12 protein-coding genes are annotated in these 13,017 nt (G+C 39.2%); all 12 read left to right on the top strand.

The features are described from left to right. Positions 1-86: 86 nt before the first annotated feature. The 12 genes from RV15_RS04750 to sclA all read left to right on the top strand — a co-directional run bounded on the left by RV15_RS04750 (position 87) and on the right by sclA (position 13,017). Entirely contained in the window at positions 87-1,406 is a 1,320-nt protein-coding gene (locus RV15_RS04750) for a nucleobase:cation symporter-2 family protein (protein ID WP_071876911.1), read from the top strand. A gap of 105 nt (positions 1,407-1,511) precedes the next feature. Then, complete coding sequence (locus tag RV15_RS04745) at positions 1,512-2,099, top strand: nucleoside-triphosphatase (RefSeq protein WP_071876910.1); 588 nt, start codon at positions 1,512-1,514, stop codon at positions 2,097-2,099. 50 nt (positions 2,100-2,149) lie between these two features. Beyond that, positions 2,150-2,536, top strand: coding sequence for a winged helix-turn-helix domain-containing protein (locus tag RV15_RS04740; RefSeq protein WP_071876909.1), 387 nt, complete (start codon positions 2,150-2,152; stop codon positions 2,534-2,536). Then, a complete protein-coding gene (locus RV15_RS04735; RefSeq protein WP_071876908.1) occupies positions 2,533-3,549 on the top strand; it encodes an XdhC family protein in 1,017 nt (338 codons plus the stop codon). Before RV15_RS04740 ends, RV15_RS04735 begins: the two co-directional genes overlap by 4 nt. Positions 3,550-3,576: 27 nt before the next feature. Continuing rightward, entirely contained in the window at positions 3,577-4,608 is a 1,032-nt protein-coding gene (locus RV15_RS04730) for a FecCD family ABC transporter permease (RefSeq protein WP_083429104.1), read from the top strand. A gap of 15 nt (positions 4,609-4,623) precedes the next feature. Continuing rightward, entirely contained in the window at positions 4,624-5,409 is a 786-nt protein-coding gene (locus RV15_RS04725) for an ABC transporter ATP-binding protein (protein ID WP_071876907.1), read from the top strand. Next, a complete protein-coding gene (locus tag RV15_RS04720; RefSeq protein ID WP_071876906.1) occupies positions 5,409-6,515 on the top strand; it encodes an ABC transporter substrate-binding protein in 1,107 nt (368 codons plus the stop codon). Before RV15_RS04725 ends, RV15_RS04720 begins: the two co-directional genes overlap by 1 nt. 27 nt (positions 6,516-6,542) lie before the next feature. Next, positions 6,543-7,709, top strand: a complete 1,167-nt coding sequence (locus tag RV15_RS04715; RefSeq protein WP_071876905.1) for a double-cubane-cluster-containing anaerobic reductase — start codon at positions 6,543-6,545, stop codon at positions 7,707-7,709. After that, a complete protein-coding gene (locus RV15_RS04710; RefSeq protein ID WP_083429103.1) occupies positions 7,709-8,473 on the top strand; it encodes an acyl-CoA dehydratase activase in 765 nt (254 codons plus the stop codon). Before RV15_RS04715 ends, RV15_RS04710 begins: the two co-directional genes overlap by 1 nt. 85 nt (positions 8,474-8,558) lie before the next feature. Next, complete coding sequence (xdh, locus tag RV15_RS04705) at positions 8,559-11,135, top strand: selenium-dependent xanthine dehydrogenase (protein ID WP_071876903.1); 2,577 nt, start codon at positions 8,559-8,561, stop codon at positions 11,133-11,135. A 125-nt stretch (positions 11,136-11,260) separates the two neighbouring features. Then, positions 11,261-11,872: an NTP transferase domain-containing protein gene (locus RV15_RS04700; protein WP_071876902.1), complete on the top strand. Its 612-nt coding sequence runs from the start codon at positions 11,261-11,263 to the stop codon at positions 11,870-11,872. Next, positions 11,869-13,017, top strand: a complete 1,149-nt coding sequence (gene sclA / locus RV15_RS04695; protein WP_071876901.1) for a selenocysteine lyase SclA — start codon at positions 11,869-11,871, stop codon at positions 13,015-13,017. Before RV15_RS04700 ends, sclA begins: the two co-directional genes overlap by 4 nt.

The raw sequence follows: 13,017 nt of genomic DNA, 5'->3' as shown, positions 1-13,017 counted from the left end.
TCTGATCAAAGAAAAGGGTTGCGGATTTTAAGACTCGGATAAGTGCAGTCCTTTTTAAAATAAAAAGTGAAGAAGGAAACTTGCCTATGAGTGAAAAAGAAGAAAAGGCATTGTTTGAGTATGATGCCAAGTTATCGATCAAAGAAGCCCTTCCAATGGGCTTACAGCACGTAGTAGCAGCAGTGGTAGGAATCGTTACACCAGGAATCATGATTGCGAAAGTTTGTAATCTAAGCTCAAGTGACACGACGATCATGATTCAAACGTCACTGATTTTTTCTGCCGTAGCAACGTTTATTCAACTTTTTCCGATTTTTGGTAAAGTCGGGTCAAGGTTACCAGTCATGATGGGTGCAAGTTTTGCCTATGTCCCGATTTTAATGGCAATTGGGGGAGATTTTGGAATCGCAGCGATTTTTGGGGCTCAGTTAGTCGGGAGTATTTTAGTGATTATTGTCGGGTTATCAATAAAAAAAATCCGTATCTTATTTCCGCCACTTGTTACGGGAACAGTCATCTTGAGTATTGGCTTATCACTGTTTCCTGTGGCAATTAAATACATGGCAGGAGGAGCTGGAAGTTCAGATTTTGGTTCAGCACAGAACTGGTTAGTAGCGTTGTTGACTTTTGGCGTGGTATTTTATTTTAATTATTTTTCAAAAGGCTTTCTTAAATTGTCGTCTATTCTAAATGGGATGATCATTGGTTATATCGTTTCTTTAGTTTTAGGAATGGTCAATTTTACTCCAGTCAAAGAGGCATCCGTATTTCAGGTGATCACGCCGTTTTATTTTGGTTTGGATTTTCAAATTGTTCCGATTTTGACCTTAGTAGTGATGTTTATTGTTGATGCGGTTCAAGCAATTGGTCAATTTACTGCAACAACTGTCGGTGCGATGGATCGGGAACCAACAGATAAAGAACTTTCTGGGGGAATCATGGGAAGCGGACTAACTAATTTTATTGGTAGCTTTTTCGGTTCAGTACCAGTTGCTACTTTTGGTCAAAATGTAGGACTCGTTACCGTAACTAGGGTAATCAATAAATATGTTATGGTTTTCGCCTCAGTTATTTTACTAATCGCAGGTTTTGTTCCAAAAGTTGCCTCGATTTTGACAACAATCCCATATGCAGTAATCGGTGGTGCAACAGTTTCGGTGTTTGCCTCGATTTCGATGACTGGGGTCCGGATGATATCAACACAAGAATTAACGCCTAGAAATACTGGTGTTGTAGGAATTGCTTTGGCTTTTGGTATCGGCGTGACATTGTCGGTAGGCTGTTTGAGTGGCTTTCCACCTTGGGTAACAACCATTTTTGGAAATTCAGAAGTCATTTTGACGACGATTGTTGCAGTTATTTTGAATGTGGTACTTAAAGAAGAAAAACAACTGGCAATCGAATAACGAGAAAGAATATCTTTTTAAAAAAGATGCAAAAGATAAATGAATAAAATTGATTTGTCTTTTGCATTGTTTTTTAGAAATCGATTAAGTAAAGGAACATAGACGATGACAAAGTTTTTTTTAGAAGGGGATAAATTGATTGGAAAGTCGACCTTATTGAAAGAAGTAATTTTAGCCGGAAATTTTTCAGTCAGCGGTTTTTATGTCAAACGGCAGATAAATGATCAGGGAGAAATCGTAGGCTTTGAACTGAGAGAAGCAAAAGAGTTGCTTGAAGATCAGCCAGATCTGCAGGAGGTACCAGAGCATTGCTTCATTCAAACTGAAAATGGAAAACGAACTAGGAACCTCAAAGTATTTGAAACGTTTGGTCTTGAGCTATTAAAGGAAGCCCAATTAAGTGCAGCAGAGATTATTTTATTGGATGAAATCGGCGGAGTAGAACTATTAGCAAAATCTTTTAGAGAAGCGCTATTGGCAGTGATGCGACAACCCAAGAAAATTATTGGTGTCTTTAAATCAGAAGCGAATTATCAAAGACAAAAACAACAGATGAGAGAAAAACTGGAAATTGATTGGCAAAGAGTCGCATTAAAACAAGAAATCTGTAAAGACAAAGGACAGATTGTCACGTTAAACGGCAATAATTTTCAAGTGGTCCAAAAGCAGTTGAGCGGTTTTCTTAACAATTAATTTTTTTGATTGCCGTTATCTTTTTCAAGTATAACGAAGGAGGTTAGGGAATGGAGGAACAAAAAGCTTTTGATTATACACTTAATTTAAAATTACGAACGAGTCGAATTTTTTTTGGACCTGGTGTGGTCGAACTGCTCCAGCGAATTTCCCAAACGGGTTCGCTGAATACAGCAGCTAAACAAATGAAAATGTCGTATAACAAAGCTTGGCGAATGATCAAAAAAGCCGAAGAGGAGCTAGGGTATCCTTTGATCGATAAAAGTGTCGGCGGCAGTAATGGAGGAGGCTCAACCGTAACGATTCATGGGAAACGTTTAACCGCAAAATTTCTGCTTTTTCAAAAAAAGACTTATCAAATCACGAATCAATATTTTGCGGAAATTTTTTGTGATGAGCTGAATCCAGAAACAAAGGAGATGGAGGAAAGAGGATGAAAGAACTTTTTCTGCGATTAAAGGAAGCAATCGAGCAAAAGGAAGATACAGTTTTAGTGACCGTCACTGCAAGTTCGGGTTCGACGCCAAGAGGTGCGGGTGCGCGGATGTTAATTGCTAAGACAGGTCGCTTGGAAGGAACGATTGGTGGGGGGGCAGTCGAATTTCGAGCAGAGGAAATTGCGCAAGAGGTATTGGAAAATAAGCTCTCAAAGAGTGAAAAATTCGTTTTAGCGCCAAATGATGTGGCAGATTTGGGCATGATTTGCGGAGGAAATGTTGCGCTTTATTTTCAATACTGTTCTTGGCTAGATCCAGTTATTTCTGATATTTGTGTAGAAATTAGACGGCATTTTGAAAGTAATCAGCAATGTTGGCTGATCACTGAACTAAATGGAGGAAAATCTAACGCCATTGGTTTCTATAGTTTAGAGACAGGTTTAGTAGGACGAGTAGCAACTGAGCTGCAAGAAGAACCTTTCAATCAAGGGGTCTCAATAGTAACAGTCAATAGCCAAGTTTATTTGATCGAATCTTTACTGCAAAGGGGGAAAGTTTTTGTCTTTGGGGCAGGTCATGTTGCACAAGCGTTAGTTCCAATTTTAAAAACATTGGACTTTTATTGTGTTGTTCTAGACGATCGTGAACAACTTTTAACAGAAGCTGTTTTTCCAGAGGCCGATCAGCGAATGGTTATAGATTTGGGAAATATTGAAGCGTCGATTCAAATAACAGAAGTAGATTATGCGATTGTAATGACGCGCGGACATCAATTTGATTTTGAACTGTCAAAACAATTATTGAAAACAAAAGCACACTATATCGGTGTGATGGGGAGTAGAAGAAAGATTGCGGTCCAAATTAGCCGACTAAAAGAAAGCGGCTTTTCAATGAAGGAAATCGAGCGTTTAAACATGCCAATCGGGTTAAAAATAAAAGCAGAAACTCCAGCTGAACTCGCTATTAGTGTTGCAGGAGAATTAATTGAAAAACGAGCAGAATCCGCAAAGTAAAATTGCTCAAAAATAGGAGTGATTTCAGTGAAAAATAAGCTGTCAAACGTCAATCAGAAAAAAATCGTTATTTGGGGATCACTACTACTTTTTTTAGTTGTGCTTAGCCTGTCGTTTTTTTTAGGAAAATTTTCAATCTCAGTAACTGATTTTTTTCGGGCAGTTGGAAATAAAGTCATTCCACTTGAGCAAACGTGGAGTAGTCAGGTTGAAACGATTTTGTTTAAGATTCGCTTTCCTAGAATTATCATGGCGGTAGTGATTGGCGGAGGGATTTCGGTAGCTGGTGCAACCTATCAAGCGTTATTTCAAAATCCAATGATTTCTCAGGATATTCTAGGAGCTTCACAAGGTGCAGCTTTTGGTGCAGCAATCGGGTTATTTTTTTCTTTCACCTATGAACAAGTCATTTCATTGTCTTTTGTTTTTGGCTTGCTAGCAGTGGCTGCAGTTCTTTTAGTGAGTAGATTTTTACGAACCGATTCTGTATTGAATATGGTTTTGATCGGTATGATGATCGGTTCGCTTTTCTCTTCAGCCGTTTCGTTTTTAAAGTTAGTCGGTGATCCGACCAATACATTACCGGCAATCACTTATTGGCTGATGGGGAGTCTTGCTTCAATCAAAATACAGAATGTTCAGTTTGCAGCACCATTGATCTTAGTAGGGATGGTTCCAATTTTTTTGTTACGTTGGCGTTTGAATATTATTTCTTTAGGTGAAGAGGAAGCGTTGAGCTTAGGCGTAAATAGTCGTATTTTAAGAGTGATTTTGATTCTAGCGGCAACCTTGATCACAGCAAGTGCGGTCTCTGTCAGTGGCTTGATTGGTTGGGTGGGACTAGTAGTACCTCATTTTTCTAGAATGTTGATTGGTAATGATTATCGTTACAGTATTCCTGTTACAGCGTTACTAGGCGGCACTTTTTTACTGATTGTAGATGATTTTTCCCGGATGCTAGCTACAAGTGAAATACCAATCGGGATATTGACATCGTTTATTGGCGCACCGATTTTTTTATTGCTGATCGCGAAAAATAATCGTTCGGTGAGATCATGAGTTGGAGGGATTCCTATGTTAGAAGTAGTAAATCTAGGGTTTGCTTATAAGCAACGACCAATACTGCAGAATATTTCATTTAAACTAAGCTACGGTCAATCGGTTTGTTTACTAGGAAAAAATGGTGTAGGCAAAAGCACCTTATTTAAATGCTTGCTAAGAATTTTACAGCCTAGCGCTGGATGTATTAAAATCAACGATCGATCAATTCAAGCTTGTGCTCGAAATGAACTTTCCCAGCTCATTTCGTATATTCCGCAAAAACAAAGAGGAGTATTTCATTTTACTGTTTTCGAAATGGTGCTGATGGGCACAACTGCACGGCTTAAACCTTACCAGCAACCTAGTCAAGCTGAAAATGATTTAGCCGATGCAGCACTAGCAACATTGCGTATTACTCATTTAAGAAATCGAATTTATTCGCAAATCAGTGGTGGAGAACAACAGCTAGTAATCATCGCCCGTTCAGTTGCCCAGCAAAGTCGAATCATTATTATGGATGAGCCATGCGCTAATTTGGATTACGGTAATCAAATCATGGTGTTAGAAATGATCCGTAAACTAGCAGCGGAGGGCTTTTTGATTGTTCAGTCAACTCATGATCCAAATCATGCACTCCAATACGCTGATTATGTAATGATTTTACAAGCTGGTCAGCTGACAAATCAAGGCCGACCAGAAGAAATCCTGACGAGTCAGCAATTAGAATCTATTTATCAGGTGCCAATTACAGTCCATAAATTAACACAGTGTGAACAGAAAATTTGTTTGCCGACAAAAAATAGAAAGGATGTACATTAATGAAAAAGAAATCTAGATGGCTTCTTGTATTAAGTATAGCAGTTCTAATGTTGATAGGCTGCTCAACGAAGAACACAAATGAAGCCGAAAAAACAGAGTCAATTGTGAGTACTGAAAAAGTAGAATCAAAAGAGACACACGTTTTTGTAGATTCTGCTGATCGAGAAGTCGTGATACCCGCAAAAATCAAAAAAATTGCACCATCAGGTCCACTAGCACAAATCGTACTGTATACAAATTCACCAGATTTATTAGTTGGTTTAGCTAGCCCGTTTTCAACTGAAGCAAAAGAATTCATTGATAAAAAATATCAATCATTACCAGAATTTGGTCAGTTTTATGGAAAAAATGCCAGTCTAAATATGGAAGCATTGAGTGCAGCCGAACCAGATGTGATCATTGATATCGGTGAAGTGAAAAAAACGGTCAAAGAAGATATGGACAACTTGCAAGATCAAATCAATATTCCAACAATTTTTATCGAAGCAAACCTAAAAAGTATGCCGGAAACTTATCAAAAGCTCGGTGAACTTCTAGGAAATAAAAAAGAAGCAGCAACACTCAGTAAGTATTGCGAAACTGTTTTAAAACAAGCAGCTCAAGCACGCTCGTCACTGAAAGAATCAGAGCAAAAAACGGTGTATTACGCTTCTGGAAATGCCGGATTGAATACCAATGCAGCAGGTTCATTTCATGCTCAGGTACTTGATGAAGTGGGTGCAAAAAATGCTGCTGTGGATGTAGATATTGTTTCAAAAGGTGGCGGGACAGTAATATCGATGGAACAACTGATTCAGTGGCAACCAGATTATATTATAGCTGATTCAAAAGATGTGTATGAATTGATCAATTCAGATGCATCCTGGCAAGAATTGACTGCTGTCAAATCAGGTAAGGTTTACCAGGTACCGACAGCCCCTTATAATTTTATGGGTTCGCCCCCATCTGTAAACCGAATGATAGGCATAGAATGGTTGGGACAATTGATTTATCCAGAGCATTACCAAATCAATATCGAAGAGCAGATCAAAGAATTTTATGCATTATTTTACCATGTCGAGCCAACTTCGGAACAAGTTAAAACAATCCTTACGAATGCACAGTAGGTGTAAAAGACTTTAGGGAGGTATTGTATGGAAATTAGGACAGAGCTACCAGAAATTTTTGTCGAGTTTGATGATGCTAGACGTCAGGGATTTATCAAAGTCAAAGAACTAAAAGAACAAGGCATTCCAGTCGTGGGTGTTTATTGTACGTTTATGCCAGAAGAAATTGTGTTGGCCGCTGATGCAGTCCAAATCAGTCTTTGTTCTACATCGGATGAAACAATCTCAGCTGCTGAAGAAGACTTACCTAGAAATCTTTGTCCATTGATCAAATCCAGTTATGGTTTTGGCAAAACAGATAAGTGTCCGTTCTTTTATTTTTCCGATTTAGTGGTAGGCGAAACGACCTGTGACGGCAAGAAAAAAATGTACGAGTACATGGAAGAATTCAAACCACTTTATTTAATGAATTTACCTAATGCACGAAATTCAGCTGCCGCCTTTGAATTGTGGAAAGATGAAATCTTTCGTTTCAAAGAAAAATTAGAAGATTTTCTTGGCGTAACGATTACAGCAGAGAAAATCCAATCCGCAATCCGTCTTAAAAATAAAGAACGTACGGCTAGAAAAAACTTTTACGGACTAGGCAAATTAAATCCGCCAGCAATTGAAGGCTCAGAGATTTTTAAGGTGATCTATGGCGCAAATTATACGTTTGATAAGACAAGTCTAATCAAAAAACTAGATCAAACAACTGAAACAATCCTAGAACACTATCCCGAAAAGCATCAATCAGATGGCAAACCTAGAATTTTGATCACAGGCTCACCGATGGGCGGTGTGACTGAAAAAGTTATCCGTGCTATCGAAGAAAATGGTGGAACGATCGTTGGTTTTGAAAATTGCACAGTTGCCAAGGCTGTTGAACGATTAGTTGATGAAGAAAATAAAGATGTTTATGAAGCTTTGGCTGAAAAATATATCGATATTGGTTGCGCCTGCATGTCTAATAATACAAGTCGATTTGATTTATTGAACCAAATGATCGATGACTATCAGGTGGACGGCGTCTTAGATATGGTATTGCAATCTTGTCATCCCTATTCAATCGAAGCGTTAAAAGTGAGACGATTCTGCCAAACTGAAAAAAATGTTTCTTATTTATATTTAGAGACCGATTATTCTACCGCTGATATCGAACAAATCAATACACGAGTGACAGCATTTATAGAAATGTTGGAGGATCGATGCTAATGAATGTGATTGGTCTTGATAGTGGATCAACGACAACAAAAGGCGTTTTGTTTGCGCAAAACAAACTTGTAAAAAAATGTTTGGTATCAACCTCAGGTGATCCCATACGAGCAGCTGAACAAGTCATCACTGAATTAGACGAAAATAAACAATATCAAGTTGTTGCGACAGGATACGGTCGTAAGCTATTAAATGCTGATAAAGCAGTAACTGAAATCACTTGCCATGCTAAGGGTGCGGCATATCTGAGTGAGGGGATTCAAAATGTGATCGATATCGGTGGACAAGATAGCAAAGTAATCAGGATGGATACCAAAGGACATGTCTTAGACTTTAATATGAACGACAAATGTGCTGCAGGAACTGGTCGATTTGTGGAAGTGTTGATGCGAACATTAGGTGAAGAAATTGAACACATCGATTCTTTCGTTGCGTCAGCTGAACCTATAAAAATCAATAGCATGTGTACTGTATTTGCAGAATCAGAAGTGATTAGTTTGATCGGCAGAGGAGAAAAAAGAGAAGATATTGCTTTAGGAGTCCTCCATTCGATTGCTGCTCGGATCAGTAATCAACATAGACAAATCAACCCGGAACAAGGCCCAATCTTTTTTTCAGGAGGTTTATCTCACAGCAAAAAAGTGACAGAACTAGTTGCTGAATATACTAAAAAAGAAGTATACTATGATCAAGAACTTTCTCAATATGCTGGTGCGATTGGTGCTGCTTTGATCGGAATGCAACAAAAAAACTTTTTTTGCTAAAAAATAATTTTTAGACCGTAAATTTATGGTATAATCATAGTGATTAAAAGCTATAATTATGACAGAAATTGAGGTGTAAAGAAAAATGTATTCATTAGTAGTAAATGGAAAGATGGAAACCTGCGATACAAATAAGAAGTTAATGGATTTTCTCCGTGAGGATCTAAACTTGACTGGAACCAAAGATGGCTGTAACCAAGGTTCATGTGGCGCTTGTTCAGTGTTAATAAATGGAAGGGCTTCCAAAGCGTGTTTATTTAATCTAGAAAAGTTGGAAGGCAAAGAAGTTGTGACGATCGAAGGTCTAAGTCAGCGTCAAAAAGATGTGTATGCTTATGCTTTTGCTAAAACTGGAGCCGTTCAATGCGGTTATTGTATCCCCGGCATCGTAATTTCAGCGCAAGGATTACTCAACAAAAAAGAGGAGCCTAGTGACGAAGAGGTCCGAAAAGCGATTCGTGGCAATATTTGCCGCTGTACAGGGTATGTAAAAATTGTGGAAGCGATTCAGTTAGTCGCTAAAATGATTCGTGAAGAATTGAGCATTCCAGATGAACGCTCAAATGGAAGATTAGGTGAAGACTTAAAAAGAGTCGATGCGGTTGAGAAAACATTGGGAACAGGATTATATGTCGACGATATTACAGTTGAAGGGATGCTTCATGCGTCTGCTGTTCGTAGTGAATATCCAAGAGCTAAAGTCTTAAAAATCGATACGAGTAAAGCACTAGAACATCCTGAATGTGTTGCCGTACTGACAGCTAAAGATGTGCCTGGAAACAATAAGATTGGTCATTTAGAGTTTATTTCAGATTGGGATGTTCTGATTCCAGAAGGTGAAATCACTCGTTACGTTGGAGATGCGATCGTATTAGTCGTTTCAAAAGAAAAAGAAGCATTGGGAGAAATCAAAGAATTAGTGGAAATCACTTATGAAGAGCTTGTTCCAATGACTACCTGTGAAGAAGCATTGGCGCAAAATGCATCATTGATCCATGAAAAAGGCAATATTTTATCTCATGAGCATCTTGTTCGAGGAAATGCTGATGAAGAATTAGCTGCATCGAAATATGTGGTAACCCAACATTATTCAGTGCCAATTAATGAGCACGCTTTCATGGAACCAGAATGTGCGATTGCTATGCCAGAAGGTGAAAAGGGAATCCTTCTTTATAGTGCTGGTCAAAGCATCTATGATGAGCAACGCGAAGTAGCTCGTATGTTAGGCGTAGAAAAAGAGCAGGTGCATGTTCAAGCTAAATTAGTTGGTGGTGGCTTTGGTGGAAAAGAAGACATGAGTGTTCAGCATCATGCATCACTTGCAGCATGGTGTTTGCAAAAACCAGTCAAGGTCTTGCTAAGCCGACAAGAAAGCTTAATGGTTCATCCAAAACGTCATGGGATGGAAATGGATTTTACTACAGGTTGTGATACTGAAGGAAATTTAACTGCAATGAAAGCTGTGATATATGCTGATACTGGCGCATACGCCTCTTTAGGCGGACCTGTGTTGCAACGGGCGTGTACCCATGCAGCGGGCCCCTATAAATATCAGCATATTGATGTCGAAGGCTTTGCCGTGTATACGAATAATCCGCCAGCAGGAGCATTCCGTGGCTTTGGGGTGTGTCAAACAGCTTTTGCGATTGAAAATAACCTTAATTTATTGGCAGAAAAGGTTGGAATATCACAATGGGATATACGTTACAAGAATGCTGTTGGACATGGAGATTCACTGCCAAATGGTCAGCTAGTTTCTAAAAATGCAGCGCTGAAAGAGACATTACTGGCAGTCAAAGATGTTTATGAGAATGCCGAAATTGCGGGTATTTCCTGTTTCTTCAAAAATAGCGGAATCGGCGTTGGTTTATCCGATGTAGGTCGTTGTATTGTTTCTGTGGAAGAAGGGAAGGTCCATGTAAGAACTAGTGCGGCTTGTATTGGCCAAGGAATGGCGACTGTTACGACTCAAGTAGCCTGTGAAACGTTAGATTTACCACCAGAAATGATCATAGCAGAAGCACCAGATACGCGCCGAACACCAGATTCAGGTACGACAACAGCCTCCCGCCAATCATTATTCACAGGGGAAGCAACTAGAAGAGCTGCCATGCAATTGCGTTATGAACTTGATATGGGCCGAGTTTTATCTGATTTGGAAGGTCAAGAATTTTATGGTGAGTACTCGGCTAAAACAGACCCATTGATCAATGATAAAAAGAGTCCTGTTAGTCATGCGGGGTACGGCTATGCAGCTGAGGTAGCGATTTTGGATGACAAAGGGAAAGTCGAAAAATTCGTTGCCGCCTACGATATGGGACAAGTAGTCAATCCAAAAGCTGCGCAAGGACAAATCGAAGGCGGGATCGTAATGGGAATGGGCTACGCCTTAACGGAGAAATTTGTGCTGGAAGAAGGTTATGTTAAGGCAAAATATGCCACGTTAGGACTACTAAATGCCACTCAAGTTCCACCAATCGAAACGATTTTAGTCCAAGCAAAAGATATTCATGATGGCTTGGCATATGGTATCAAAGGCGTAGGCGAATTGGCAACGATTCCGACTGCTCCCGCTTTATCTGGTGCTTATTATGCTTTAGATGGAAAATTAAGACCGACCTTACCAATGGAAGATACGTTTTACCAAAAAAAGAAAAAATAAATAACTGATTCTGTGATGTGCTTGGAAAACGACTCACAAAAGGCGAACGAAACGCATCTGATACATAAAATTGGGTGCGTTTTTATTGATTATGAAAAGATCTTGTAAAAAAAGGAGCATTGCAAATGCTGAAAGTCAGTGCCATTATTATGGCTTCCGGAAGTTCTTCTAGAATGGGTACAAATAAACTTGCCCTTGATTATCAAGGGCAGACATTCTTAGAACATGTATTGAAGCTTTCAAAGGAAATGTCTTTTTTTGAACGAATCTTAGTCATATCACCAGAGAATCTTCAAAATATCAAGATGCCTCAAGATAAAACGCTCAAGGTCATTCAGAATGTTGAAGCAGACATGGGGCAAAGTACAAGCGTCCGGTTAGGAACAAAAGCAGCTTCAGGAGAGGGCTATCTTTATTTGACCGTTGATCAACCGCTTTTAAATCGAGAAGTATTAGAACATCTTCGTTCCGCGTATTCTAAGAAGACGATCGTTTTTCCGGTGGATCAAAAAGACAGACCCTATAGTCCAATTTATTTTGGACAGGTATTTCGCTCAGAATTGTTGCAAGTCACTGGAAAAGCAGGAGGCCGGTCTGTTCGAAATAACCATCCAGAGGCTTGGCGAAAAATTCAAGTACCAGATACCAAACGGTTAGTTGATATCGACACACCAGAAGAATATCTCTGTTTACTTGACCAAAGCTTAGACGAGCGTAGAAAGGAAAGGAGAAAATGAAACAAGTCTATCTAAATCATGCAGCTACTTCTAATCATAAATTCGATGCAACTATCAAAGATTTAACCAATTATTTAGTGGCCAATAATAATTTAAATACAAATCGTGGTACCCAAAATATGGCTGAACTTGAATTGATTTTTGAGGCTCGTCAGTCCTTAGCAGATTTTTTTCGAGCGCCGGATCCAGCACATATTATTTTTACACCGAATGCAACAACCTCGTTGAATATGGTGTTAAATGGTCTATTAAAAACAGGGGATCACGTATTAACGACAGCGGTAGAACATAACGCTGTGGCCCGCCCACTTTATATGTTAGAAACTGAAAAAAATATTTCAGTAACCCGTTTATGTTGTGAGCAAAACGGCTGTCTTGATCCTAGCCAAATTGAATCTCTCATTCGTCCTGAAACAAAAGTACTGATAATGACGCATGCCTCAAATGTTTTAGGAACAATTTTACCTGTGAAAGAATGCTTTAAAATAGCTAAGGAGCATGGAATTATTACGATTTTGGATAGTGCACAGACAGCTGGTTTTCTACCAATCGATATGGAGGAACTATCGATCGATGTATTAGCTTTCACAGGGCATAAAGGCCTGATGGGACTTTCAGGAATTGGCGGATTTGTTTTAGCCCAAAATATAGAAAGACTGATTGATCCGTGGTTGAGCGGGGGCACAGGAAGTGCTTCGCTAGCGCTTAAACAACCTGATTTTTTACCCGATAAATTTGAGCCAGGAACAGCAAATATGCTGGGAATCTTGAGTTTAAAAAGTGCCATCCAGCAAATTAGAGCAATTGGCTTAAAAAAAATAGAAACTCATGAACGGACATTAACTGCCCGCTTTTTAGCAGGAGTCAAAGAAATCCCGCTCAATGTTTTAGGAACCTCAGATCCAGCGCAGAGTGTACCAGTTGTTTCAATCACAGCCCCTACGATTGATTCCGGCGAGCTTTCCCAACTATTATTTGAACGCTACCAAATCATTACCAGATCTGGGCTTCATTGTTCACCGTTGGCACATCAAACAGCGGGAACACTAAAGAGTGGTGCAGTTCGTTTTAGCTTTGGTTGGAATACGACGATTGAAGAAATTGATTATACATTGAATGCGTTAGGTGAAATTTTTTCAGAATAG

The organism is Enterococcus silesiacus (assembly GCF_001886225.1).
Lineage (GTDB): Bacteria > Bacillota > Bacilli > Lactobacillales > Enterococcaceae > Enterococcus_L > Enterococcus_L silesiacus.
The sequence above is the reverse complement of the archived record's forward strand: the minus strand, read 5'-3'. Positions and strand labels throughout refer to the sequence as shown.